At 61.1% G+C, this 24,410-nt stretch carries 33 protein-coding genes; 19 read left to right on the top strand and 14 right to left on the bottom strand.

The features are described from left to right. Nucleotides 1-81 precede the first annotated feature (81 nt). Nucleotides 82-1,047: a hypothetical protein gene (locus tag NH8B_RS09470; protein WP_014087110.1), complete on the bottom strand. Its 966-nt coding sequence runs from the start codon at nt 1,045-1,047 to the stop codon at nt 82-84. Between the two features lie 257 nt (nt 1,048-1,304). Between NH8B_RS09470 and NH8B_RS09465 the strand changes: the two genes are divergently transcribed. Next, nucleotides 1,305-1,517 (top strand): hypothetical protein, encoded by a 213-nt coding sequence (locus NH8B_RS09465; RefSeq protein ID WP_014087109.1) that lies wholly within the window; start codon nt 1,305-1,307, stop codon nt 1,515-1,517. 113 nt (nt 1,518-1,630) lie between these two features. On the opposite strand, the gene NH8B_RS09460 is transcribed toward NH8B_RS09465, so the two are convergent. From NH8B_RS09460 to NH8B_RS20885, 4 genes are all read right to left on the bottom strand, one after another. Further along, the gene (locus NH8B_RS09460) at nt 1,631-1,927 is read right to left on the bottom strand and encodes a hypothetical protein (RefSeq protein ID WP_014087107.1); all 297 of its coding nucleotides are present in this window, start codon (nt 1,925-1,927) and stop codon (nt 1,631-1,633) included. After that, on the bottom strand, nt 1,920-2,099 hold the full coding sequence (locus NH8B_RS09455; RefSeq protein WP_014087106.1) for a hypothetical protein: 180 nt from the start codon (nt 2,097-2,099) through the stop codon (nt 1,920-1,922). The genes NH8B_RS09460 and NH8B_RS09455 overlap by 8 nt, the downstream gene beginning before the upstream one ends. A gap of 174 nt (nt 2,100-2,273) precedes the next feature. Beyond that, on the bottom strand, nt 2,274-2,858 hold the full coding sequence (locus tag NH8B_RS20180; protein WP_014087104.1) for a hypothetical protein: 585 nt from the start codon (nt 2,856-2,858) through the stop codon (nt 2,274-2,276). A 142-nt stretch (nt 2,859-3,000) separates the two neighbouring features. Then, on the bottom strand, nt 3,001-3,228 hold the full coding sequence (locus tag NH8B_RS20885; RefSeq protein WP_148282965.1) for a Cro/CI family transcriptional regulator: 228 nt from the start codon (nt 3,226-3,228) through the stop codon (nt 3,001-3,003). A 39-nt stretch (nt 3,229-3,267) separates the two neighbouring features. On the opposite strand from NH8B_RS20885, the gene NH8B_RS09440 reads away from it, so the two are divergent. From NH8B_RS09440 to NH8B_RS09425, 4 genes are read left to right on the top strand one after another with little or no spacing between them, the layout of a single operon-like run. Next, nucleotides 3,268-3,777: a helix-turn-helix domain-containing protein gene (locus NH8B_RS09440; protein WP_014087103.1), complete on the top strand. Its 510-nt coding sequence runs from the start codon at nt 3,268-3,270 to the stop codon at nt 3,775-3,777. A gap of 22 nt (nt 3,778-3,799) precedes the next feature. Then, nucleotides 3,800-4,339, top strand: coding sequence for a hypothetical protein (locus NH8B_RS20880; RefSeq protein WP_014087102.1), 540 nt, complete (start codon nt 3,800-3,802; stop codon nt 4,337-4,339). Beyond that, a complete protein-coding gene (locus tag NH8B_RS09430) occupies nt 4,321-4,566 on the top strand; it encodes a hypothetical protein (RefSeq protein WP_014087101.1) in 246 nt (81 codons plus the stop codon). The genes NH8B_RS20880 and NH8B_RS09430 overlap by 19 nt, the downstream gene beginning before the upstream one ends. A gap of 14 nt (nt 4,567-4,580) precedes the next feature. Continuing rightward, entirely contained in the window at nt 4,581-5,084 is a 504-nt protein-coding gene (locus tag NH8B_RS09425; protein WP_014087100.1) for a hypothetical protein, read from the top strand. A 162-nt stretch (nt 5,085-5,246) separates the two neighbouring features. Here NH8B_RS09425 and NH8B_RS09420 read toward each other — a convergent pair whose 3' ends face one another. The 6 genes from NH8B_RS09420 to NH8B_RS09395 all read right to left on the bottom strand — a co-directional run bounded on the left by NH8B_RS09420 (nt 5,247) and on the right by NH8B_RS09395 (nt 8,969). Then, a complete protein-coding gene (locus NH8B_RS09420) occupies nt 5,247-5,729 on the bottom strand; it encodes a hypothetical protein (protein ID WP_014087099.1) in 483 nt (160 codons plus the stop codon). Beyond that, the gene (locus NH8B_RS09415) at nt 5,726-6,067 is read right to left on the bottom strand and encodes an STAS-like domain-containing protein (protein ID WP_014087098.1); all 342 of its coding nucleotides are present in this window, start codon (nt 6,065-6,067) and stop codon (nt 5,726-5,728) included. The genes NH8B_RS09420 and NH8B_RS09415 overlap by 4 nt, the downstream gene beginning before the upstream one ends. Next, entirely contained in the window at nt 6,036-7,136 is a 1,101-nt protein-coding gene (locus tag NH8B_RS09410) for a hypothetical protein (protein WP_148282963.1), read from the bottom strand. The genes NH8B_RS09415 and NH8B_RS09410 overlap by 32 nt, the downstream gene beginning before the upstream one ends. Nucleotides 7,137-7,218: 82 nt before the next feature. Further along, the gene (locus tag NH8B_RS09405; RefSeq protein ID WP_014087095.1) at nt 7,219-7,758 is read right to left on the bottom strand and encodes a DUF2939 domain-containing protein; all 540 of its coding nucleotides are present in this window, start codon (nt 7,756-7,758) and stop codon (nt 7,219-7,221) included. Nucleotides 7,759-7,786: 28 nt separating this feature from the next. Beyond that, nucleotides 7,787-8,068, bottom strand: coding sequence for a hypothetical protein (locus NH8B_RS09400; protein WP_148282962.1), 282 nt, complete (start codon nt 8,066-8,068; stop codon nt 7,787-7,789). Nucleotides 8,069-8,219: 151 nt separating this feature from the next. After that, nucleotides 8,220-8,969 carry a hypothetical protein gene (locus NH8B_RS09395; protein ID WP_014087093.1) on the bottom strand — a complete coding sequence of 250 codons (750 nt, stop codon included), beginning with the start codon at nt 8,967-8,969 and terminating at the stop codon, nt 8,220-8,222. Nucleotides 8,970-9,370: 401 nt separating this feature from the next. Between NH8B_RS09395 and NH8B_RS09390 the strand changes: the two genes are divergently transcribed. The 13 genes from NH8B_RS09390 to prmB all read left to right on the top strand — a co-directional run bounded on the left by NH8B_RS09390 (nt 9,371) and on the right by prmB (nt 15,967). Continuing rightward, nucleotides 9,371-9,583 (top strand): hypothetical protein, encoded by a 213-nt coding sequence (locus tag NH8B_RS09390; protein WP_014087092.1) that lies wholly within the window; start codon nt 9,371-9,373, stop codon nt 9,581-9,583. Then, the gene (locus NH8B_RS21050; RefSeq protein WP_014087091.1) at nt 9,546-9,689 is read left to right on the top strand and encodes a hypothetical protein; all 144 of its coding nucleotides are present in this window, start codon (nt 9,546-9,548) and stop codon (nt 9,687-9,689) included. The genes NH8B_RS09390 and NH8B_RS21050 overlap by 38 nt, the downstream gene beginning before the upstream one ends. An 89-nt stretch (nt 9,690-9,778) precedes the next feature. Then, nucleotides 9,779-9,964, top strand: coding sequence for a hypothetical protein (locus NH8B_RS09385; RefSeq protein WP_014087090.1), 186 nt, complete (start codon nt 9,779-9,781; stop codon nt 9,962-9,964). 77 nt (nt 9,965-10,041) lie between these two features. After that, nucleotides 10,042-10,446 (top strand): hypothetical protein, encoded by a 405-nt coding sequence (locus NH8B_RS09380; RefSeq protein ID WP_014087089.1) that lies wholly within the window; start codon nt 10,042-10,044, stop codon nt 10,444-10,446. Continuing rightward, entirely contained in the window at nt 10,443-10,577 is a 135-nt protein-coding gene (locus NH8B_RS21295) for a hypothetical protein (protein ID WP_014087088.1), read from the top strand. Before NH8B_RS09380 ends, NH8B_RS21295 begins: the two co-directional genes overlap by 4 nt. A gap of 8 nt (nt 10,578-10,585) precedes the next feature. Next, complete coding sequence (locus NH8B_RS09375; protein WP_014087087.1) at nt 10,586-10,843, top strand: helix-turn-helix domain-containing protein; 258 nt, start codon at nt 10,586-10,588, stop codon at nt 10,841-10,843. A 106-nt stretch (nt 10,844-10,949) separates the two neighbouring features. Further along, entirely contained in the window at nt 10,950-11,282 is a 333-nt protein-coding gene (locus NH8B_RS09370; RefSeq protein ID WP_014087086.1) for a hypothetical protein, read from the top strand. 10 nt (nt 11,283-11,292) lie between these two features. Beyond that, nucleotides 11,293-11,598 (top strand): hypothetical protein, encoded by a 306-nt coding sequence (locus tag NH8B_RS09365; RefSeq protein ID WP_014087085.1) that lies wholly within the window; start codon nt 11,293-11,295, stop codon nt 11,596-11,598. A gap of 39 nt (nt 11,599-11,637) precedes the next feature. After that, nucleotides 11,638-11,814 carry a helix-turn-helix transcriptional regulator gene (locus NH8B_RS20255; RefSeq protein ID WP_014087084.1) on the top strand — a complete coding sequence of 59 codons (177 nt, stop codon included), beginning with the start codon at nt 11,638-11,640 and terminating at the stop codon, nt 11,812-11,814. A 133-nt stretch (nt 11,815-11,947) separates the two neighbouring features. Then, nucleotides 11,948-12,517: an aminodeoxychorismate/anthranilate synthase component II gene (locus NH8B_RS09355; RefSeq protein ID WP_041702903.1), complete on the top strand. Its 570-nt coding sequence runs from the start codon at nt 11,948-11,950 to the stop codon at nt 12,515-12,517. Beyond that, nucleotides 12,517-13,545 carry an anthranilate phosphoribosyltransferase gene (gene trpD, locus NH8B_RS09350; RefSeq protein ID WP_014087082.1) on the top strand — a complete coding sequence of 343 codons (1,029 nt, stop codon included), beginning with the start codon at nt 12,517-12,519 and terminating at the stop codon, nt 13,543-13,545. The genes NH8B_RS09355 and trpD overlap by 1 nt, the downstream gene beginning before the upstream one ends. 65 nt (nt 13,546-13,610) lie before the next feature. Then, a complete protein-coding gene (locus tag NH8B_RS09345) occupies nt 13,611-14,987 on the top strand; it encodes a phosphomannomutase/phosphoglucomutase (RefSeq protein WP_014087081.1) in 1,377 nt (458 codons plus the stop codon). A 77-nt stretch (nt 14,988-15,064) separates the two neighbouring features. After that, on the top strand, nt 15,065-15,967 hold the full coding sequence (prmB, locus tag NH8B_RS09340) for a 50S ribosomal protein L3 N(5)-glutamine methyltransferase (protein ID WP_008954091.1): 903 nt from the start codon (nt 15,065-15,067) through the stop codon (nt 15,965-15,967). A gap of 155 nt (nt 15,968-16,122) precedes the next feature. On the opposite strand, the gene NH8B_RS09335 is transcribed toward prmB, so the two are convergent. Together NH8B_RS09335 and NH8B_RS09330 are read right to left on the bottom strand one after the other, a co-directional pair. Then, entirely contained in the window at nt 16,123-16,749 is a 627-nt protein-coding gene (locus NH8B_RS09335) for a LysE/ArgO family amino acid transporter (protein WP_014087080.1), read from the bottom strand. A 70-nt stretch (nt 16,750-16,819) separates the two neighbouring features. After that, entirely contained in the window at nt 16,820-19,198 is a 2,379-nt protein-coding gene (locus NH8B_RS09330; protein WP_014087079.1) for an EAL domain-containing protein, read from the bottom strand. 172 nt (nt 19,199-19,370) lie between these two features. Between NH8B_RS09330 and NH8B_RS09325 the strand changes: the two genes are divergently transcribed. Then, nucleotides 19,371-20,282, top strand: a complete 912-nt coding sequence (locus NH8B_RS09325) for a LysR family transcriptional regulator ArgP (protein WP_014087078.1) — start codon at nt 19,371-19,373, stop codon at nt 20,280-20,282. Nucleotides 20,283-20,393: 111 nt separating this feature from the next. Here NH8B_RS09325 and purL read toward each other — a convergent pair whose 3' ends face one another. After that, nucleotides 20,394-24,350 carry a phosphoribosylformylglycinamidine synthase gene (gene purL, locus NH8B_RS09320; protein WP_014087077.1) on the bottom strand — a complete coding sequence of 1,319 codons (3,957 nt, stop codon included), beginning with the start codon at nt 24,348-24,350 and terminating at the stop codon, nt 20,394-20,396. Nucleotides 24,351-24,410 lie beyond the last annotated feature (60 nt).

Genomic DNA, 24,410 nt, shown 5'->3' with positions numbered 1-24,410 from the left:
ATCGTCTCCCCAACCCACCCCGAGGAGAAGCCCTAGCCAGATCAACGCCCAGCTTTATCGTCTGTGTTCAACCCAAACCGCTCAGGAAAAATCCTCCGCCGCCCGCTGGTACAGCTCCTGCGTGATGCCGGCCATGCGGTAAACCTCCTCCTTCCACACCCCCAACGGCACATCCGTCGGCGGCCGGTAGCCCAGCTCCCGCGCCTTCGCCTCGATCCCGCTGGACGTCAGAAACCAGGGCTTGCGTTTCGACCTTCCTGCAGACCGCGCCGCAGGCGCCATACCCCGCGCCCCTGCCGGGTTATCGAAGTCAGCCGGGTATGGTCGGGCATCCAGCAGCCACTTGCGGAATCTCGCCTGCCAGTCACGGCACAACACCGGCTTGGCCAGCGCCTGGAAGTACGCCACAAACTTGAGAGACTCCAACTGCAGATCAAGCCCTCGCAACCGGGCTATCTTTGCCCCGCTCGCATCAGGCGCGAAACCGGGCGGGAGGAGAGAGCCTCGCGCACTGGCGCGCGGTGCACTCCCCCCTCTCTCACTTACATGGTTAGTCTTTGTGATTCTGTGATTCCGTGATATGTCCGCCTCATGGCCTGAAAAACTGTCCCGCTCATCGTCATTCTTAAGACCCTCAAACCCAACACTGGCGGGGGTTTCAGGGGTGTGCGGCCTGCACTCCTCTTCATGTCGGCTCATGTCCCCCTCCTCCTGCGGACGCACTGATGCGGCCAACTGTGCGGCAGGCAGTCTGAGCACCAGTTTCTTGCGGTCAGACACCGTGGAAACACGCTCCACCAGCTCCTTGCGGATCAGCTCATCAATCAGCGCATCGATCTGCTTGGGCGTGAAAGCTAGCGGCTTGCGCCGGCTACCTTGGTCCGGGATAAACTTCATCTCGATCGCTATATAAGCCCGGCTCACCTCGGAATAACGCCCAACCAGCCCGGTCCAGATATCCATCAACGGCTTCAGGCACTGCACGTAAAGCCTGAACGCCTCAAAGCTCACGTCGCGCAGCAACGCCTGCTCCAGGTCCGACAACATCAACCTCATCGTGACACCCTCCCTACCATCGTCAGCGTCTTGATCCCAAGTGCAGACCTCGCTGAATCAGAGAAAAAGACCATCATTGCCCACCCTCCTCCCCAGGGGCATCACGACGCCCCCAACCCTCCATCGCCCAGATCGGTGACTCATAGTCACGCAGGCCCATGGCTCTCTCCTTCAAACCGACATGACAACCGGATAGCATGTCAATGTTCTCAAGCCAGAACACTTAGCAACCAACTGGAGTAGAAACCATGCCGAAATATCTCGATCCACATGACGCCATAGCTGAAGCATCACGCCTGACAAACTTGCTCATCCAGAGTCAGAATTTCATGCAAAAGGCGGACGGCAATTACATCCACTTCATGCAAGATCCAAGCGGCGAGGCAGGGAAAAACGTCGCCATCAACCTCATTGCGTTTCACCGCCAGATGACGGAATACCTCCAGGGCCTTGAGTGCTAACCTCCGGCCAGGCCTCAACGACGTCCAGCGCCCTCATCAGGCGCTTGGCGTCTTCCTCCAGCCCCATCAAATCAGCCCCAGCAGACACACGCTGCAAAAGCGCCAGTTTGGCTTCATGCTTCGTTATTGAATTCATCCCTGCTCCTTTTCCCAACCATCCCCAGCGCCTTCTCCCGGCCACCGGCATTCCCACCCGACACAGGCAAAGGCGACGCCAACAACGGCGACCCCCAGCCCTCTTTCAACACCCGCTCCACATTGGCGCGATACCCCTCGCCGTAGAGCCGTTCCAAACGCTTCAGCTCACGCTGACGCATGCCAACGCCGCCGTGGAGACCCCGCAACGACTCCAGATAGCGCGCGTCTGCCTCCAGATCGCCGCTCACCTTGACCCAGGCCTCATCAAACATCGCCGTCCACGGGCTTTTGATGGGCTGCCTGGTCACGCGCCACGCCATCCAGCAAAGCCATCAAGCCGTTGATCAGCACCCGGTGAGCCTGCTTCTTCTCGCGGGCCGGGCTCTTGCAACGGCGATAAACCAGCACCTTCACACGCTGCTTGATGAAATCCCGGTCACTCATCGCAACACCCCTTTCAACGCCTCCAGAATGCGAAGGCGCTTGATGTGACGCTCCGTGTCCGGCGTCAGCGAACGCACTCGCGCCGCTTCGGCCAACCTTGCCGCCCTCCGCCGCTCCTGCTCCTCCCGCCACGCCACCGTATCGAACGTGGGATCGCGGTACGTGCGGACCGCATCAACCGGCGCGGGCAACATGACCCACCTCGTCACCACTCAAGCGCCGGCGCACAAACTCCAGCGCCTGCTGATTCGCCGCGATCCCCTCGGCCAGCTCCGCCTCGGTGCGGCGCAACTGATCCAGCGTCATCCGCTCCGCCAGCAAGGCGAAGGCGGCAATGCCCTCACCCGACTCCTTCGCCATGGTCGCCATCACCGACGAATGCGCCGCCTGCACCTCCTCCGCCTGCAACACGCTCACCGCCACCCCCAAGGGCGCGGCCAGCTCTGAAAGGCACATCAGCCGCAAATCCATCGGCAAGGTCAGCAGCACCACCTGGAAAAAGTTGGCCGGCAACAACGTACTGTCCTTGGTCTGGTCATCCATCCAGCGCCAGATCCGCTCGCTATTCGCCTTGGCCGAGGCGTACGCATCTGCCCCACGATGAAAATCCAGCGGCCACACCCGGTCGTAACCGTGGCGGTAGTAGGTCTCGACGATCTCGATCGCCGCCGCCTGCAGCGACAGCCCGGCACGCTTGCGCCAGATATCGACATGGTCACGCACCACACCAATCACGGTTTTCTGCGAAAAGCCGCGCATGATTTGCACCTCATCCATCGCTACAGTGAAACCGTGACCAGCAAAAGCCGGGCACGAAGAATAAAAAGCGCAGGGGCGGCAACCCCTGCAAAACACCGTCCACTCGGGGGAAAACAGGACGGCCGGGCAAACAAAAGTCCACTTACGTCGTGGGGGCGTGAGTGGGCGGGGTGATCGTCAGTCCAGATCGAAAATCAGGTGCCGCAGGCAATCCACATTCAGCCGGGAACGCGGCCAAAAAGAACATCTTCCAGCCTCGAGGGATGGAATTGCTCGCTTTCCACTGAGAAACAGCAGAAGGAGAAATGCCGCAAACGGTAGATACCCGCTTTACGCCACCCAGATTTTCGATGATGTCTTTATCGTCCATTTGCCAATTTAAGCACACTTAAATTTAGGATTCAACATATTGAATTTTGCATCGTTTAAGCTTGCTAACATGGAAACGTGGAACGAACGACTCGCCAAGGCCTTGCGAGACTCCAACTTGCAAGCCATTGACCTCGCCAATAAGGTTGGCGTGAAGCCTTCGGCTGTCACACAATGGACAAACGGTGTCACCAAACGAATTGACGGAGAGAATCTTCTGAGGGCAGCCAAGGCGCTTGGGGTAACAGCAGATTGGTTGATGTTTGGAGGCTCTCAAGGCAAGACCACTGACACCAAACAAGATACACAGGAGCCCTATCTCGCCAAGCGCACCAGCTCCGAATACGATCAGCTTGTAGCGAGCATGCGTGAGGCCTATCTGCGCGGCAGCCTACCGGAAGATCTCTTGAAATCGTTTAAGCAGGTTTTCCGCAGCCTTCCAGCGGGAGCACCGCGATCACTTGATACGGAGAGCGATGACCCCGCTCATCACCGTGTCGTCAGTCAACTAAAGGCTGAATTGGATAAAAGCAGGAACTCCAAAGCATAACCACCGCCGCATAGAAGCCCGATTGACTCCCCATACCCTGACCCTACTGGGCCCCGGCCATTACCGTGCACCGCTCAGACCAGTGGATGGTACTGCCAGCCACTGCCACGAAATCACACTGAAGGATGAAACTGGACGGCACCGCAATGCATACCTGAAGGCGTGGCCTGGGGGCAGCAAGGGCTTGGCCAATGAAGCGGCAGGGTGGCTGATCAGTCGCGCCCGGGGCATCGACACTCCGCCCAGGGCATGGATCATCCTGATGCGCGTAGGCGATCTGGAGCCCCTGTTCGACATGGAATGGAACTGCGCCCCCGACAAGCTGTGGCCCTGCTGGGCGACGGAAAGCATCGAGGGTGTGCCACTAGACCGGATGGACGCCGGCATGTGGGCTGAGCGGCTAGCCTGCTGGCCCAGGCTGCCCGATGCGATCGCCGTGCACGAATGGTTACATCACACCGATGCCAATGCCGGTAACATCATTGCCGTGGATCTCGACCAGTTCACCATCGTCGACCATGCAGACATCCTTGGTGGCGAGCGATGGAGCCGAGGACACTGAAGGCACTATCGAATGCCTGGCTGCACAACAAGTTGCTACACATTGCCTGGCATGGCCTGCCGTGTATCGAGCAGGTGGCCAGCGTACATCGCGCTGCCGAGCACCACGGCGCCACACTGGAACAGGTGCACGAGACATTGGAGTACTGGTGGGGTTTGCTGCTAGAACCCAAAGAGCGCAAGGCCGGACTGGCCTTCTTGAGTCAGCGCACCGAGCACACCTCATGACGGGCTGAATCTGAATGAAACACCCGCACAAAGTCGCCGCCAAGCTGGCCAAGCTGTTAACGCCGGAAACCGACCGCCAACCACGCATCGATGGGCAGGGCTGGTTCATCTACTGGCGCCCCCACCGGGCCCGGGGCGAGCGATTATGTGTCGGGGTCGCGTTTACGGCCTATGGCGAGGTTTATCGCCAACTCATCGACGACGACCAGGCTGCCGCTGTCGGCCAGCTCTACGGCCACGCCGCCCTGGTCAACCTGAGCACCATGCTCGATGCTGCCGCCTCCCGTTTGGAGCACGGCGACACCACCCCACCGCCCAACCTCGACTATGACCCGATCAGCCCGGTGCGCGGCGACACCCCCGCCGAGATCCTGGCCATGCTATGGGCCAACGGGCCGGCCTTGCTGGTCGGTAAAAAAAAAGACGCCGCAGCGGCGCCCGTGATCACTAGGCAGAACGAGGAATCACCCGCCCCATCCCGCACCCACGCCGAGCAGGACGAGCACGGCGGCGGCTAGACAAGGCAGAAAACAGTAGACGGGCCAGAGCGGCCGGTGTGGCAGGGGGAGTGTGTTGTGCTTTCATGGCCTAACATCATCCCATTTTGTTAAGAAATGTTAAATCCGTAAATTCACGCACTACGCAGGGGCAACAAAAAACCCGCCGAAGCGGGTTACAGGCTAACGCTTCACCTGCAGGAATTTTGTCTTTAAATGATCCTGAGTGGCGATCACATCCCCGGCCACCTCGGCAAAAAACGGATCATTGCTTGTCCTTGCTACTCGGCTCGCAGAGTCAAATTCGCCCGACGTTATCCTCCGTCGGAGACGTATGATCTGAAGATTACAATCAAGCAAAGGCTCTTCGGTCTTGAGAGAGCTCAGGTCACAAGCGATCACCTTGAGTAGTGACTTAATCTCCTGCGCTACACGGTCCGTGGCCGTGGATGGCTCAGAAGTGAAATAGTCATGCGTTTTTTGCTCGAGGGCATCAAGATGCTCGATCACTGAATCAACAATGACTCTTAATTCCTTTCGGCGCTCTCGCCTGTTGTTGTCACCCCTGACTATCATCCAACCCAAAACAACTAGCCCCCAACTTCCGAGGGGGGCCAGCGTCTTAAACCACTCCATCCAGGAGACTGAGCAGGAGGCGTCTGTCATTTCGAACGCTTGGCCTCATCTTCCATGTATTCCATGATTTCATCGATCAACGTTGGATCTTCTTCCGAAATGAAGTGCAGCCTTGGCTTCACCGTGGCGAAAGACAGCCTAGTCTTCCTCAACAAACCACCAAAGGCCTCTTCTAGAAAAGAAGAACCGTATCCACGAGCACCGTCCAAGTCAATTTCGACCATCTCTGCACTTCCCAGGGCCGGGATGAGTTGTTCGTCACGAAAGCGCTCACCGGAATACGGCCCATCAGTGAGGTACCTGCCCGCGGGAACGCGAGAGAAATCTCGTGCGATGCTAATGTTCACTTTTTTCTCCATGACTTCCATCACTCGTCTCGATCGGGACGGACCACTGGATCAACGTCCCCATTATTGACTGATTGTATTGTATCAAGATTTCATTGGCCTTTCCGCCCGGGCTGCGGAAATAGGCTCCAGCATTGCTGTGAATGATGACCCGCCCTTTGCCGGACTTGTCTACCGTCTCAACGATCTGCGGCAAACCAAGCCCTCTGTTAGGTTTATTTGTCCGAGTGCGTCCAATTTCAATAGCCGCCTTGATCAGCGTCGGCTGGCGCTGGTGAGCCTTGAAGCGGTCCATGAACGCCGCTAGGGCCGGCCTCCATCCTGCTGACACGTTAACGTCTCGCGACAGGGACCTAGGGATACCAATACCCAGATCGCAGAATACGACATACAGTTCCCCATCCATCTCCTGCGAAAACATCCACCACCGCTTCTCATCCACGATGCCCGTACCATCATTCCTAGAGTCTTCGTAGGCATGGTGCGCTGAATTTGTCATCGCTTCGGTCACTCCCTTGTAGATGGAGCGTGACAACTGGGTCGTAATCTTCCCCTCAAAATCCCCCAGGACAGAGTCAAACTCTGTCGCGTCAGCGCAAGACCCCGTAGCGAATTGCCAATGCTTAACACTCTTGTCAAACCCCGACTCATCCAACCGACGGCGTCGGCCAAACAGCTTCAAGATGCCGACTTGCTGCAGTACCTGGGCGACGATCTTGTCCTTCGGGAGGATGCACCGTACCTCTACAGCGCCCTTCGTTGCCCGACAGATGCGATCCAGCTCGGCAAGAAACAACAAGGTACCGCAAGCGATCATCTTTTTAGTATGGCGGAAATCGACTCGCAGAGGCTTGCGATCGACAAGGGCACGACGCCTCAGCCGAACAAGGAATTGCGCCACTTCGACCCGATGCTCAGTCTCAGTGATGCTAAAGACCTGGGGTGCCTGAATGATTTGAAACGTCGACCCCGCCGGATCTTTCTCCCGTTTGCGGCGCCGCCTGTTCGACTGCTCGAGCAAGCGTTTTTTGTGCCGGTTACACGAAAGTATCGGCCAGTATCTTCTTAATTTTTTACTCTGCTTGCGCATCTTCTGACCATTCTTGCACTAGATCCAACCTTCAGCCGAGACAACCGGCATGCCACCTAAACTCACCCCACCAACAGCAAGCCTACCGTGGCTCCATGTCGACGCGAGTCAGCTTCCAATCAAAAACCCCATCACGCGCCAGCGTCACCAACACGCGAGACTTGTCGTTCTCGACCTTCACCTTGAACACATTCAGGCTGTCATAGCCCATTTGGGGCTTTAGCTGCTCAACTTCCGCCTGGCCGCCGCCCGCTCCAGCCGACTCCGGCTCCTTCTTCGCGCCGTCTCCCGGCACCCGACCTTTCAGCATGGCCATAACGCCTTCTGGCGTTACCAATGCATCGACCATCTTGTCCGCGATCATTGAAGCAAATGCCATTCCAGCCAATGCAAACCCGTTCTGCTGCTGGCTCTCGGTCACACCCTTGAACATGACACGGTTGAACGACTCCTTCAGACTGGACCGCACGCTCGGGTACTCCACGTGAGCGTTGATGTACTCGGCGTCACCTGCTTTGCCAGCCTTCTCCAGCTTGCTTAAAACGTGATACGGCGAATAGAAAAACCACCCCGCCGCTACGGCAACTACACCGCCTATTGCCCACTTCTGCAATGAAGCCATACTCAACCCCTTTTTACCGCCTAATTGTTTACTTCCCTGTCTGTCTTTCTACTCTGACCAACTTATCGTTGGTAGAACCATCGGAGAACACTTCCTTCACCCGTACCCCATCCGGCCCCCAATCGACGGTGATCCGGCTGTCGTCAGGCGTATCCTGCCACCGACCTAGAGTGCCATCCTCTTTCCACCAGGCCATTTTCACATCCGGCCATTCGACATGGCATCGGTAACGCCAAACCGTGCCGTCATCCCTCACGTAGGATACGTCCGCGATCTGATCGTCCTCTTGATCGACCTTGATGATGGACACATCCCTACCGAGGCTAGTCGACACCACAGCCCGGCAAGTCTGTCCGGCTGAGTACGGGACATCCGACCTGCTGCAGCCAGCCAACCAAACCACAAGCAAAACCGCCGCGATCCGCATGACGCTAAGCCCCGTCCACGACCCAGTCATGTCATTACTGCGGTGCGTCAAGGCGGGTACCATCTTCAAAAAGAATCACTTCGGGCTCATACCTGAACTTGATTGCGGCCAGATCAGTGTTTGCAAACTTGCGATGCTCATCCATGAACTTGTTGTAATCCATCGACCCCACCCAGTGATAAGTCTCCCCGGCTGCAATGGGATCCTCAATATTCAATCCGATATTGATGATCTTGTCGTCAAACATGTCATTGATCACTGCCCGGCCCTTGATGCCTTTAATGCCCTTTTTTCCCCTATTGAGGAAGTCCACTCGCATCTCAATGACATCTCTGTACTCATCTTGCTTGGACATCTGCTTATCCAATAATGCCACTGTCATCACCTCAGAAAATTGCTTGAGCAGCTCCTGCTTGGCCATCTCAGCCCTTTTCCTTACTTCAGCCTGGCGAGCCTCCTCCGCCTGACGCGCCTCTTGCCACTTCCGCTGCTCCTCAATGGCTTTCCCCACGGTCATCCCGGCTGGTATCCCGGCACCACCAAATACCTCCCCCATTTTTGTACGCATGGCATAGGCAATGAGGAGCTGCTTCTCCTCTTCAGGAAGCTTCTCGCGCACATCTTTCAGCGCGACCTCCCATTGGGACAGGTCAGAGGGCAGCGCGACATTGTGCGGGTTAGAGCAAGCCGCCAGCAGAACAAGGGCCAGCAAAGGGGCGACAGATCTGATTTTCATAGCGTATGAGCTGATTAATGACAAAGACGTAGCCATCTTAGCACCCATGCCACCGTCCTGCCCATCTCACTCCAGTGGTATAAAAACAACGTCTCACAAATTAAGCATGCTTTATTCGTTTGACTTAATAAATTCATCATGCTTAATATAAGCCAACTAATAAAACCCCACACCGACCCGGAAAGTGTCAGCGGACGTGAAGAGCGGAGCGCAGCATGAACAGCAAGGGCCGGTTCAGCAGATGACCGCGAGGACTTCCGGGATGCGGGGCACCAGTTAATAGAGGCTGAAACGCGTGCGTCGTCCGCGCCCCGCTCTATGTGCCGTTGCTGGGAAAGCATGCGGCGCTGGTGAACTTATCTTTGTGATCCTGAAGTCATCTCGCAGCGGCTTCGACACCGAGGCCGCTGCAGCACGGCACTTGTTAATACGCCCCAGGAGAAAACCTCATGACCCTCACAACCCTCAAGGTCTCCTACGCGCCACTGGGGCGCGGCACGGTCAAGACCTTCCACATCGTCACCGACGTCCCGGCCGACGCCGAATACCAGGCGCAGAAGCTCATGCAACGCATGGCCGAGCGCCTGGCCGACTACGCCAAACCGCTGATTCAGGAGCACCCCGATGAAAACCTATCGACTCGGTCGCCTCACCTGCTATAGCCCGCAGGACTGGAAAACCGACCGCCAGCCCGGCTGGCGGCACCCCGCCGTGATCGTGTCGCTGACCTTGATCCTGGCTGGCGTGCTCAACGCCTGCCTTCCATGACCCGCTACCTTCCAGCCCCTTCGCCTTGCGGCGAGGCGGCTGGCGGGTGACATGTCTCACCGCCAACCAACAACTTCACAGGAGCGCTTATGTTCACTTTCGATATCAACCAGAACGTCATCCACGAGCCGACCAGCACCCGCGCGCGCGTCGTTGGCCTGCACAAAAACCGCAGCGGCAGCCATCAAATAGAGATCGAGTACAAGACAACCACTGGAGAAATCCAGACCAATTGGGTGGCGGAGCAGGAGCTGAGCCTCGCACTGAGCGAATAACTCGCCCTCACCCAAAACCCGACGCCCTCGCTTGAGGGCGTTGTTCTTGGTGCGGAGTCAACGTGAAAGGATCGCAGATGAAGAAGCCCCTATTCGGAGAGCTGTTCAATCAGCTCAATCAACAGCTCGTCGCCGCCCTGGGCCTGCTGAACGCTGACGTGCTGACAGTCGCGCAGCACCTCGTCGACAAGACCGGCGGCAAGGTGAAGGTGGATGCCTATGGCGAGGCGAAGAACGTCATGCTGAATGTCCACATCGACACCCAGCGCGATCTGGGTGAGAGCGTACTGGAGACATTGCTCATGGAGGCGATGGCTACCACCGCTCTATCCGCTCGCATCGAAACCCACACCGACGAGCAGCGCCACCCCTCCTATCCGCTACGCCGTCATGCGGTTGCCTATGTCTACGCCGACAACCGAGCCGTGCGCTTCGACTTATGTAGCGTAACGAAGGCGAAAGAACAGCGGGAGGCCGCATGAAAACCGCCCTCGCCATCCTGTCCGAGATCATGCTCCGCGCCTTGCTCATTGGCGGGGCCGGGCTCTTGCTGCTGATCGCAGCCGCTTCCCTGGCCGAATGGGTTCAGCGCCACGGCCTAATCAACCTGTGAGGTGAAATATGTCCGATCAACACCAACACCGCCGCACGTTGTTCGTCGCCGGCGACATGCGTGCCCTGCGCCGTTCCATGGGACTCAACCAGGCCGACTTCTGGGGCGCTGTTAGCATCACGCAATCAGCCGGTAGCCGCTACGAATCTGGCCGCCGCACCCCGCAGCCCATCCTGGAGCTGGTCCGCCTGATCCACGTCGAAGGCATCAAGCTCGCCCAACTGCAGCGCGAGCATGTGCTGGAAGAGATGCGGGAGGCCGCGTGAGACTCCGCCACCTTTACTTGGCCCGGCTCGCACAGCGGCGGCGCAACTGGAACCGCGCCGCCCGCTACCGTGCTGAAGAGCAGCGTCAAACAAGGGGGGACGGGGCATGAGCCTCTACATCACCCTTATCCGCCGCGTCATCAGCGACACCAAGGCCACGCTGGACGCCATCGACCAGCGTCGTGAGGACTACGCCCGGCTCGAGAGCCTGACCGCAGCCCTGCGCGCCCTGCCCGGCATCCGCGCCACGGCCCACACCGACCGCCACGGTGGATATCTGGAGATCATCGCGTCCGGCGATTGGGATGTTATCGGGCGAGCGATCGAGGCGACCGGCCACCAGATCGCCCACCTCGGCATGCGCCGAGTGTCATCGATCCTGCCGCCGGCCAGTGCCGGCGAGTTTGCGATGGCTTTCACACTGCGGATTGATCAATAAGGAGCACTTCATGAAGACCACTATCCCCGCCCTTTTGCTGGCGGCTGCCAGCTCCGCCGCCTTCGCCAGCGACCTTGTCACTCAACACCGACTCGGCCCGGCAGAGTACGGCGAGCGCTACGCCGTCAATACCGTCCCCGCCATGCCCAGCGACCAGGCCCAAGCGGTGCTGATCGCGGCCGGTAACACCATCAGCCAGCAACGCGCCGATCTGGTTGGTTCTGGCACCACGCCGGATGGCAGGGAGGTTTTCACTGGCAAGCGCGGGGGGAAGTACTACCACGGGGCCGGCGGAGGCCGGGTGTACATCAAGTGAATGAATGGGGTTAGACCCTAACCTGACAAGGAGAGATAAATGCAACTGCTGACACTGAAGGAAGTCGAGAGCAAACTCGGCCTGAAGAAGACAAAAATCTACTTGATGATCGACAAAAACGAGTTCCCTCCCCCCATCAAAATTGGCGCGGCGTCGCGCTGGGCGGAGAACATAGTCGATGAGTGGATAGCCAACAGGCTAAAGCAGCCATCATGATATTCGGCATGTTATCCTGTGTGCTGTTCCGCAGCATCCCGGCCTTATCCGCTGCGGAACAGGATAAAATACCGGATAAGATTTGATGTTTGCGGCACTTGAAGCCGCGTAGAATAAGGCTTTGAGACCAATAATGTTATTGATGATCGACAACTATGACAGCTTCACCTACAACCTGGTGCAGTACTTTGGTGAGCTGAAACAGGACGTACAGGTGTTTCGCAACGACGAAATCACGCTCGAGCAGATCGAAGCCCTGGCACCCAAGTATCTCGTGGTTTCCCCGGGCCCATGCACGCCGAACGAAGCCGGCATCTCGGTTCCCGCCATCAAGCATTTTGCCGGCAAGCTGCCGATTCTCGGCGTCTGCTTGGGGCACCAGAGCATCGGCCAGGCCTTCGGCGGCAAGATCATTCACGCCAAGCAGTTGATGCATGGCAAGGTGTCGCCGGTTTCGCATCACGATATCGGCATGTTCCGTGGCTTGCCCAACCCGGTCACCTGCACCCGCTACCACTCGCTGGTGATCGAGCGCGAAACCCTGCCGGAGTGCCTGGAGATCACGGCCTGGACCGACGATGGCGAGATCATGGGCGTACGCCACAAGACACTGCCGATCGAGGGCGTGCAGTTCCACCCGGAATCGATCCTAACCCAGCATGGCCACCAGATGCTCGATAACTTCCTCAAGGAGTTTGCGTGATGATTACGCCGCAGGCCGCGCTGAACCGTCTGATCGACGGCAACGAACTGTTCTATGACGAGATGCTCGATCTGATGCGCCAGATCATGCGCGGCGAAGTGTCGCCGGCGCAGCTGGCGGCCATTCTGGTCGGCCTGCGCGTCAAGGTGGAAAGCGTGCTGGAAATCGCCGCCGCCGCCACCGTGATGCGCGAATTCGCCACCCACGTCCCGGTCACCCAGCGCGAGCACCTGGTCGACACCTGCGGCACCGGCGGCGACAAATCGCACACCTTCAACATCTCCACCACGTCGGCTTTCGTCGCCGCCGCCGCCGGCGCGCGCGTGGCCAAGCACGGTGGGCGCTCGGTGTCGTCGAGCTCCGGCAGTGCCGACGTGCTGGAAGCGCTGGGCGTGAACCTGGCGCTCTCCGCCGAGCAGGTCGGCCGTTGCATCGACGAGATCGGCGTCGGCTTTATGTTCGCCCCCAACCACCACAGCGCGATGAAATACGTGGCGCCGGTGCGCAAGGAGCTGGGGGTGCGCACCATCTTCAACATCCTCGGTCCGCTGACCAATCCGGCCGGTGCCGACAACCAGCTGATGGGTGTATTCCACCCCGACCTGGTCGGCATTCAGGCGCGCGTGCTGAAACAGCTCGGCAGCCGCCACGTCATGATCGTGCACGGCTGCGACGGGCTGGACGAACTCACCCTGTCTGGCCCCAGCATGGTGGCGGAACTGAAGGATGGCGAAATCAGCGAATACCGGCTCGACCCGCGCGATTTCGGCCTGGAGCTGTGCGAGCTCAACCAACTGCGCGCCGAATCGGCTGAGGCGTCCAAAAACATCCTGCTGGCGGTGCTCGCCGGCCAATCCGGCCCGGCCCGAGACATCGTGCTGCTCAACGCCGGTGCCGCCATCTATACCGCCAACGTCACCGACACGCTGGCCGCCGGCATTGCCAAGGCGCGTGAAATGATCGACAGCGGCGCCGCCCGCGCCAAGCTCGAGCAACTGGTGCAACTCAGCCAGTCGTTCACAGCCTGAACCCCAGGCGACCGGTCTACCGGTCGCCTCATCATTTTTTGCATCCCCGGGAACAAGACAAGCTCATGAGCGCACTGTCCAAAGACATTTTCAAGGCTTACGACATCCGCGGCATCGTCGGCCAGACCCTGACCGACAAGACTGCCTACCAGATCGGCCGCGCCATCGGCTCCGAAGCCCGCGCCCGCAACGTCAAGGCCATCGTGGTCGGCCGTGACGGCCGCCTGTCCGGGCCGGAACTGTGCGAAGCGTTGGCCGAAGGCATCGTCACCGCCGGCATCGACGTCATCGACGTCGGCCGTGTCGCCACCCCGATGGTGTATTTTGCCGCCTACGAGCTGGGCACGCTGTCCGCCGTCATGGTCACCGGCAGCCATAACCCGCCAGATTACAACGGCTTCAAGATGATGCTGGCCGGCGACACCCTCTCTGGACCGGACATCCAGGCGCTGTACCAGCGCATTCTGGACAAGGATTTCACCGAAGGTGACGGCCAGTACCGTACGCACGACATCGTCGATGCCTATCTCGACCGCATCACCAGCGACATCAAGCTGGAGCGCCCGCTGAGCATCGTGGTCGATTGCGGCAACGGCGTCCCGGGCGCCTTCGCCCCGGTGCTGTACCGCCGCCTGGGCTGCCGCGTGCGCCAGCTGTTCTGCGACGTCGACGGCACCTTCCCCAATCATCACCCCGATCCGGCCAAGCCGGAAAACCTGCAGGACGTGATCGACGCGCTGGCCAAGACCGATGCCGAAATCGGCCTCGCCTTCGACGGTGACGGCGACCGCCTGGGCGTGGTCACCAAGGAAGGCAATATCATCTGGCCCGACCGCCAGCTGATGCTGTACGCCGCCGACGTGCTGGAGCGCAACCCGGGCGCCAAGGTCATCTACGACGTCAAGTCCACCCGGCTGCTCGGCCCGTGGATTCGCGACAACGGCGGCGAACCGGTCATGGCACGCACCGGCCACAGTTTCATCAAGGCCAAGATCAAGGAAACCGGCGCGCTGCTGGCGGGCGAGATGAGCGGCCACGTGTTCTTCAAGGAGCGCTGGTACGGTTTCGACGACGGCATGTATACCGGCGCCCGCCTGCTGGAAGTGCTGTCGCGCGTCGAGGACCCCAACGCGCTGCTCAACGCGCTGCCGAATGCCGTGTCCACGCCGGAGCTCAACCTGAAGATGGCGCGCGAGGGCGAGAACCACGCGCTGATCGAAAAGCTGCAGCAGACCGCGCGCTTCGACAACGCCGAATCGGTCATCACCATCGACGGCCTGCGCGTGGAATACGCCGACGGTTTCGGCCTGATGCGCGCCTCCAACACCACGCCAGTCATCGTACTGCGCTTCGAGGCCGATAACGAGGCGGCGCTGGAACGCATCCAGCACGACTTCCGCCAGATACTAAGCCAGGCGACGTCGGCCCCGCTGCCGTTCTGAGTCGCCGTAACAGACATTCCCATTCTGGGGACAGGTGGCCGCCGCTGCCTGTCCCCTTCCCATTGAAAGGACCCGCAATGTACGCCCAAGCTGCTACCGTCATGACCACGGTGCGTGACCTGCTGCGCTTCGCCGTCTCCCGTTTCACCGACGCCGGGCTGAGCTACGGCCACGGCACCGACAACGCTTACGACGAGGCGGCCTACCTGGTACTGGCCACGCTCAAGCTGCCGCTCGACCGCCTGGAGCCGTTCCTCGACGCCAAGCTGCTGCCGACCGAAATCCAGGACGTGATCGACATCATCGAGCGCCGCGCCGAAGAGCGCATCCCGGCCGCCTACCTCACCCACGAGGCCTGGCAGGGCGAGTTCAGCTTCTACGTCGACGAACGCGTGATCGTGCCGCGCTCGTTCATCTTCGAACTCCTGGGTGAACCGCTGGCGCCGTGGATCGAGCATCCGGAACTGGTGCACCGCGCCCTCGACCTCTGCACCGGGTCGGGCTGCCTGGCGATCCAGATGGCGCATCATTACCCCGATGCCCAGATCGACGCCGTCGACATCTCGCTCGATGCGCTGGAAGTGGCCTCGATCAACGTGCAGCGCTACGGCCTGGAAGACCGCATCCAGCTGGTCCACACCGATCTGTTCCAGGGTCTGGAAGAGAAATACGACCTCATCATCTCCAATCCGCCCTACGTGGACGAGGAGTCGGTCGACGACTTGCCGGCCGAATACCTGCACGAGCCGGAACTGGCGCTGGGTTCGGGCCGTGACGGGCTGGATGCCACGCGCGAGATCCTGCGCCGCGCACCCGAATTCCTCACCGAACACGGCGTGCTGCTGGTGGAAATCGGCCACAACCGCGACGTGCTGGAGGCAGCCTTCCCGCAACTGCCGTTCATGTGGATGGAAACCAGCGGCGGCGACGGCTTTGTGTTCCTGCTCACCCACGACGATCTGGTCAACAACCCGATCTGACCCCCGCCAAAACGCTTCGGCCAACCTCCACAGGTTGGCCGAAGCGTTTTCATGACAGGATTGCGGCGCCTCCGGCGGGCTCATGGCACCGACCCGGCAGACAAAACGGCCCCGTGTGACGCACTACATCAAGCCGCCAGGCATTCCCGCTCGCATTACAGATACTGCAAGCCGTGCTGCTGGATCAGCGAGGCCGCCGTCATCACCATCAAGACCCCCACCATCACATCCAGCACACGCCAGCTGCGTTCCTGCCGGAACAGCGGCGCCAGTTTCATGCTGAACACGCCAATGGCCACGAACCACAGTACCGACGCCGTGGAACTGCCCGCCAGGAACGACAGCCGCGCTTCCGTGCCGTACGCCGCCGACAAGCTGCCGATCAGGATCACGGTGTCGAGCCAGACATAGGGGTTGAGCAGCGTCACCGCCAGCAGCGTACGGATCACCTCGTCGCGGTCGCGCACGCTGCCCCCTTCCGTGCGCAAGGTGGCGGGTTTGCAGGCGGAGCGGAACGCCTTGATGCCGAGCCACAGGATGAACGCCGCTCCGGTCCAGGTCACCAGAGGCAGGAAACCGGGAATCGACAGCACCATGTTGCCCATGCCGAACACCCCGGCCGCGATCAGCAACAGGTCGCAGACGATGCAGATCAGGACGATCGGCAAGACATGGCTATGGCCGATGCCCTGGCGAATGACGAAGGCGTTCTGCGGGCCGATGCCGACGATCTGGCTGAGCGACAGGGAGAAGGCGGCGAGGGCAACCTGTGTGTTGAACATGGCAAGCTCCGGAATTCGAAAGTTGCCGACAGCTTAGCCCCGCGCCGAAAATAAATAAAACTACTAAATATTATGCTGTATAAGAAATATTAATATTTGCACCGGCCTGCTGTTGCAAGGCCCATTCGATCAGCACCTCGGCCGGCACTGGCCGGGAAATCGCGTAGCCCTGCCCCACGGTGCAGCCCAGTTCCAGCAGCCGGAGCCAGATGGCCTTGCTCTCAACCCCCTCCACCACCAGTTTGCGCCCCGTGTAGCGGGCAAAGGCTACCATGCTGTGGATGATCGCCTCGTTGCCCGGCGCCTCCAGCAGCACCCGCACAAAGCTTTGATCCATCTTGATGGTGTCGAACGGCAACTGCTGCAGGTGCACCAACGATGACGCCCCGGTGCCGAAGTCATCCAGTGCAATCGAGATGCCGAGCCGGCGGCAGCGCTCCAGCTTGTGCACCACCTGCTCCGCTTCCTTTTGCGACACGCTCTCCAGCACTTCCAGCTCGAGCAGGCCGGCTGCGTCAGGGTAGCTCGCCAGCAGCAACTCAATGCCGGGCAGGAAGCCCTCCTGCTTCAGCGTCATCGCCGACAGGTTGACGCTGACTTTGATAACGTGGCCCCGCCCCTTCCAGTCGGTAATCTGCTTCAGGCTCTGACGCAGCACCCACCAATCCAGCTCGCGCATGAGATCGGTGTGCTCGATCGCCGGGAAGAACTCGCCGGGCGACACGAACTGATCCTGCCGCTTCCAGCGCACCAACGCCTCCACGCCTTGCAAAACCTCGCTGCGCAGATCGATCTTGGGCTGGTAAAACAGCTCCAGCGCATTGTTCGCCAGGGCCTCGGCAAACGCGGCGCGCAAGCTGTGGATGCGGTGGATTTCCTCGTCCATGCGCTGGTCGTAGTGGCGGTACTGGTTGCCCCCCGACTCCTTGGCGCGGGCCAGCGCGACCTCGGCACGCCGCAACAGCGTCGCCGCGTCGCTGTCAGCATGGCTCACCACCACCCCGCAACTGGAACGTACGTCGACCCACTGGCCAAGGCACTCTGCCGGCTCGCGCATCACCTGCAGCAGGCGATCCAGCAGGTTCTCCAGCCGGTCGTTGTAGCCGCTGGTGATGACAAAACGCGCGGCACCGACGCGACCGACGCGCCCGGTGTCGCCCAGGCACTGCTCGATGCGCCGGGCCGCCTCGCACAGCACCAGGTCGCCGCCTTCATGCCCCAGGCGGGCGTTGATCTGGTGGAAGCTGTCGATGGCGAGGGCGATCACCACCACCGCTTCGGCGCCCGCCCCTTGCTCGATGCGCCCCTGTATCAGCCCCTGCATGTTCTGGCGGTTGGGCAGCCCGGTCAGCGGGTCGTGGTCCGACAGATAGCGAATTCGCGCCTCGGCGCGCGAGCTGCGATCGAGCGCATCCAGCCGTTCCAGCGCGTGGCCGATCTCGCTCGCCATGGTCTGCACCAGCGCCACCTTGTCGAGATCGAAAAAATCCGCCAGCCGCGAATGCAGCGTCAGCGTCCCGACCACTTTGCCTTCCATGAACAGCGGCACCGCCAGCAGGCTCTTGATGCCTTCACGCTCGAACAAGGCGCGCCAGGGCGCCATCATCGGCTCGGCCTCGCAGCAATTGACCACCTGCGGCGTCATGGTGAGCACCGCCTGACCGGTCGGACCCCGACTGTAGGGGTTGGATGGGTCGAGCGATAACGCCCGTGACAACTGATGGATGAAATCGGTGGATTCCGGTCCGGCGAAGACCTTGTATTCGAGGTGGTTGGTGGCGGTATCGATCCAGCTGATGCCAGCGTAGGTCGCCCCGCCCTTTTCCACGCAGGTGGAGCAAATGGCGTGAAACAGTTCGTCGCGGCTGCGCGAGTGAATCAAGGCCAGGCTCACCCCGCTCAAGGTGGCATACATGCGTGACATGTCGAGCATGTGGCGGTGCTGCAGCTGGGTTTCGGCAGAAATCGACTGCTGAAAACCCTGCAGCTGCAGCAACATGTCGAGCAGGATGCGCTTGCGGATGGCCCGGGTCAGTGGCCGCCGCACCTCATCCGGGTAGTGCGCGTCGTTGAGCCGGCTCAACATGTGGGACAGATAACGCTCGTACGCCCCTGCCACCCACACCATGCTGACGCCGATACGGTGGTGCATCTGGCCCAGCGCGATGACCTTTTCCGCCTGCAATGCGCTCAGCGGCTGCGACACCACGCCCTCGAAGTAATCCATCTGCTGGCTGATCAGACGGTCCAGTCCCTCACCGCTCATGGCCGGCAGCAAGGCCGACGTTTCCGGATTCTTCAGCAGGTACCAGTAAAACTCCTTACCCAGTACCTCGCGGCCCAGCAACAGCTTGTCTTGATGACGTCGTAAGGTCTCGCCGTCTTCCTCTCGAAAGCCAAGCAGTCGGCTGAGTGAATGCAATGGCTCGTCGCCATGGCTTGTCTGCATAGTCTCCCCTGTCTCCCCAACCTTGGCCGAAGCAGGTCGTATATCTTATTATGCTTTTTTCATGAGTTCGTTACGGTCTTTGCCGTGTGGGCTAGAGCCTAGCAGATTTGCCAAGACCCTACCATTAACATCACTTTGCCCGGCACCCGCCAGGCCACCGGACACCAGACACATGCTCGACCCCAAGCTGTTGCAGGCTCTCGCTGCCGTCGTCGAAAACGGCGGATTCGACAAGGCCGCCAAGGCGCTATTCCTGACCCAGTCGGCCGTCTCCCAGCGCATCAAGCAACTGGAAGAACGCCTGGGGCAGCCGGTGGTCACGCGCACCACCCCGGTCGATGCCACGCCGCATGGCCGCCTCCTGATCCAGCACTTCCGCCAGCTCACGCTGATGGAGGCGGAGCTGATGGAAACACTGCAGGCCGGCGACGGCCACGCCGGCTTCTCGACGCTGGCGGTGGCGGTGAATGCCGACAGCCTCGCCACCTGGTTTCTCGACGCGGCACGACCGGCACTGGAAGCGACGCGCCTGCTGCTCGACATCCGCGTCGACGATCAGGAACACACCCACGAACTGCTGCGCGGCGGCCACGTCAGCGGCTGCGTCAGCAGCCGCTGCCAGACCATCCAGGGCGGTGAAAGCCATTACCTGGGCTCGATGCGCTACCTCTGCCTGGCCGCGCCACACTTCGTCCAGCGTTATTTTGCCGATGGCGTCAGCCACGCCACGTTGAGCACTGCACCGGCGCTGCTGTTCGACCGCAAGGACAGCTTGCACCAGGCATTCCTGCAGCAGCAACTGGCGTTTACGCTCGATTTCCCGGCGCTCACGCTGCCTTCGGTGCAAGGCTTTCTCGATTACACGCTGGCCGGCATCGCCTACGGCCTGATCCCGGAAGGCATGGCGGAAGCGGGGCTGGGCGATGGCCGTCTGGTCGACCTGGCACCCGGCAAGCACCTCGACGTACCGCTCTATTGGCACCACTGGCAAATGGAAGTCGCGCTGGCGCGGCAGCTGACCGCCACCATCATCGAACAGGGCCGGCGGGTGCTGCGCCAGTGCCCGGACAACCGCCTCGCATAAAGACCGAAACCCCTGCTGCATCGCGGCGTTCCGCCGCTTGCCGCCCAGCGGTTCAACCCGCGCATAAAAAAACGGACGCCGAAGCGTCCGTTTTGTCTGATTGCCGGGGGCTTAGCCCACCCACTTGCGTGCCGAGGCGAACATGCGGAACCAGGCGCCGTTCTCGTTCCACTCGGCCGGATGCCACGAGTTCTGCACGGTGCGGAACACGCGCTCCGGGTGCGGCATCATGATGGTGAAACGACCGTCGGCGGTGGTGACACCGGTGATGCCTTCCGGCGAACCGTTCGGGTTCAGCGGATAGGTCTCGGTCGGCTGGCCGGCGAAGTCGACGTAGCGCAATGCGGTGAGGACCTGCGGCTGATGGCCTTCCGCGAACACCGCGCGGCCTTCACCGTGGCTGACCACCACCGGCAGCTGGCTGCCGGCCATGTCGGCGAGGAAGATCGACGGCGACGCGGCGACTTCCACCATGGCGAAGCGCGCCTCGAACTGCTCGGAAGCGTTGCGGTGGAACTTCGGCCAGTGCTGCGCCCCCGGGATGATGCCGGACAGGTTCGACATCATCTGGCAGCCGTTGCACACGCCCAGCGCGAAGGTGTCGGCGCGCATGAAGAAACCTTCGAACTCGTCGCGCGCACGGGCATTGAACAGGATGCTCTTGGCCCAGCCTTCGCCGGCGCCCAGCACGTCGCCGTAGCTGAAGCCGCCGCAGGCCGCCAGGCCCTTGAAATCGGCCAGCGACACGCGCCCGCCGATGATGTCGCTCATGTGCACGTCGACCGCGTCGAAACCGGCGCGGGTGAACGCCGCCGCCATTTCGATCTGGCCATTCACGCCCTGCTCGCGCAGCACGGCGATGCGCGGACGCGCGCCGGTGGCAATGAAGGGCGCCGCCGGGTTGGCGTCGACGTCGAACGACAGCCTGGCGAACAGGCCGCCTGAAGCGGTGTTGTCGAGCTGGGCGTATTCGCTGTCGGCGCAGGCCGGGTTGTCACGCAGGCGCTGCAGGCGGTAGCTGGTTTCCGACCAGGCGTGCTGCAGATCGAGGCGGCTTTCGTCGAGCAGCACGTCGTTCTGACGCTGGATCACCAGTCGCTCGTCGCCGTTCACCGAACCCAGCACGAACAGGGCGCGTTCCAGACCGGCCTTGACGAAGCGGGCGATCACCTCGGCGGTATGAGCCTTGGCTACCTGGATCACGGCACCCAGCTCCTCGTTGAACAGCACGCGCATCACGCGACCGTGCGCCGCGGCCTCCGCCGAAGGCGGCACGAAGTCGTCCAGATAGGCCTGGGTGTTCTTGCGCTCGATCAGCAGTTCCTGCAGGTCGACAGTAACGCCGACGCGGCCGGCAAACATCATCTCGGCCAACGTGGCGAACAGGCCGCCGTCGGCACGGTCGTGATAGGCCAGCACCAGCTGGTCGGCCAGCAGTGACTGCATGGTGCTGAAGAAGCCCTGCAGCTCGGCCGGGCTCTCCACGTCCGGCGCCTTGCCATCCATCGACTTCCACACCTGCGCCAGCGCCGAACCACCCAAACGGCAGCGGCCGTGCCCCAGGTCGATCAGGATCAGGTCGGTACCGGCGTCGTTCTTCAGTTCCGGCGTTACCGTCTTGCGCACGTCCTCCACCGGGGAGAACGCCGAGACGATCAGCGACAGCGGCGCCGTCACGGCTTTCTTCTCGCCGGCATCTTCCCACACCGTCTTCATCGACAGCGAGTCCTTGCCTACCGGCACGCTAACGCCGATCTGCTGGCACAGGCCGGATAGCGCTTCCACGGTCTGGTAGAGCTTGGCGTCTTCGCCCGGGTGGCCGGCAGCGGCCATCCAGTTGGCAGACAGCTTGACGTTGCCGAGATCGCCCACGTTGGCCGAAGCCAGGTTGGTCAGCGCCTCGCCCACCGCCATGCGGCCGGAGGCCGGCGCCGAGAACAGCGCCAGAGGCGTGCGCTCGCCCATCGCCATGGCTTCACCGCGATAGGTGTTGAATCCCATGGTGGTGACGGCCACGTCCGCCACCGGCACCTGCCAGCGGCCGACCATCTGGTCGCGTGCGGTCATGCCGCCCACGGTGCGGTCGCCGATGGTGATCAGGAACGACTTGTCGGCTACCGACGGCAGGCGCAGCACGCGATAGGCCGATTCGCGCAAATCGAACGCCGAGGCGTTGAACTGGCGTTGCGGCACGTCCACGCTCTTCACGTCGCGCGTCATGCGCGGCGGCTTGCCCAAGAGCACGTTGAGCGGCATGTCCACCGGGTTGTTGTCGAAGACGTCGTCGCGCACCTGCAGGTGGCCATCGTCGGTGGCCACGCCCAGCACCGCGAACGGGCAGCGCTCGCGCTCGCAAATGGCGGTAAAGGTGTCGAGGTCCTGCGGCAGGATGGCCAGCACGTAGCGCTCTTGCGACTCGTTCGACCAAATCTGCATCGGCGTCATGCCCTTCTCTTCGAGGTGCACCTTGCGCAGCACGAAAATGGCACCGCGGCCGGCGTCGTTCACCAGCTCTGGGAAGGCGTTGGACAGGCCACCGGCACCGACGTCGTGGATCGATACGATCGGGTTCTTGTCACCGCGCTGCCAGCAGCGGTCGATGACTTCCTGGCAGCGACGCTCGATTTCCGGGTTGCCGCGCTGCACCGAATCGAAATCCAGGTCTTCACTGTTGGCACCGGTATCCATCGAGGAAGCAGCACCGCCGCCCAGGCCGATCAGCAGGCTCGGGCCACCCAGTTGGATCAGCAGAGCGCCTTCCGGGATGATGTTCTTGCGGATCTGCTGATGCTGGATATTACCCAGGCCGCCGGCGATCATAATCGGCTTGTGATAACCGCGCATCTCGCCTTCGAACAGCTCTTCGAAGGTACGGAAGTAGCCAGTCAGGTTCGGACGGCCGAATTCGTTGTTGAAGGCGGCACCGCCGATCGGCCCGTCCAGCATGATCTGCAGCGCCGAGGCGATGCGACCCGGACGGCCGTACTCGGCCTGTTGCTCGCCATACACTTCCCACGGCTGTTTGTAGCCGGGGATGTTCAGGTTGGACACGGTGAAGCCCGTCAGACCCGCCTTCGGGCGCGAGCCGCGACCGGTCGCGCCTTCGTCGCGGATCTCGCCGCCGTTGCCGGTCGACGCGCCGGGGAACGGCGAGATGGCGGTCGGGTGGTTGTGCGTTTCCACCTTCATCAGGATATGCGTCTGTTCCGTGTGGAACGCGTACTGATGGCCGTCCGGCTGCGGATAGAGGCGCTCGATCTCGGCACCCTCGATCACCGAGGCGTTGTCGTTGTACGCCACCAGGGTGCCCTGCGGGTGCGCCTCGTGGGTATCGCGGATCATGCGGAACAGCGACTTCTGTTTCTCTTCACCGTCGATGATGAACTGGGCGTTGAAGATTTTGTGACGGCAATGTTCCGAGTTGGCCTGGGCGAACATCATCAGCTCGACATCGGTCGGATTACGCCCCATGCGAGTGAAGTTCTCGACCAGGTAGTCGATTTCATCCGGCGACAGCGCCAGGCCGAGGTCGCCGTTGGCGGCCACCAGCGCATCGCGGCCACCGCCAAGGATGTCCACCGTGGTCAGCGGCTGCGGCTCCACGTGGGTGAACAGGCGATTGGCCTCGTCGAGCGAGGTCAGCACCGTTTCGGTCATACGGTCGTGCAGCAGACCGACCAGCACACGACGCTGATCGTCGGAAAGCGGCGCGGAAGGCAGGACATGGAAGGCCGTGCCGCGCTCGATGCGGTGAATGCCCTCCAAGCCGCAATGCTGGGCAATATCGGTAGCCTTGGAAGCCCACGGTGACAGCGTTCCCAGGCGCGGGGTGACAAGGAACAGTTCGCCCGTGGGGGCAGTGGCGAGCGGCGGCTCGCCATAGGTCATCAGCTTGGCCAGAACCGCTTGCTCTTCTTCAGAGAGCGCCCGATCGCTTTCGACAAAATGCCAGAACTCGGCATTGAGCGTGAGCGGAGGCAAACCAGCCTCGCGCGCAGCGGTCAGGAGTTTGTCCAAACGGAACTGGGACAGGGCAACACCGCCCCGCAGCTTGAGAATGTGCGACATTCGACACCCGCGACAAGTATCAGGAAAGCGCGTAATAATACAGGAAAAACCCTTGGAACT

Source organism: Pseudogulbenkiania sp. NH8B (assembly GCF_000283535.1).
Classification (GTDB): Bacteria; Pseudomonadota; Gammaproteobacteria; order Burkholderiales; family Chromobacteriaceae; genus Pseudogulbenkiania; species Pseudogulbenkiania ferrooxidans.
The sequence above is the reverse complement of the archived record's forward strand: the minus strand, read 5'-3'. Positions and strand labels throughout refer to the sequence as shown.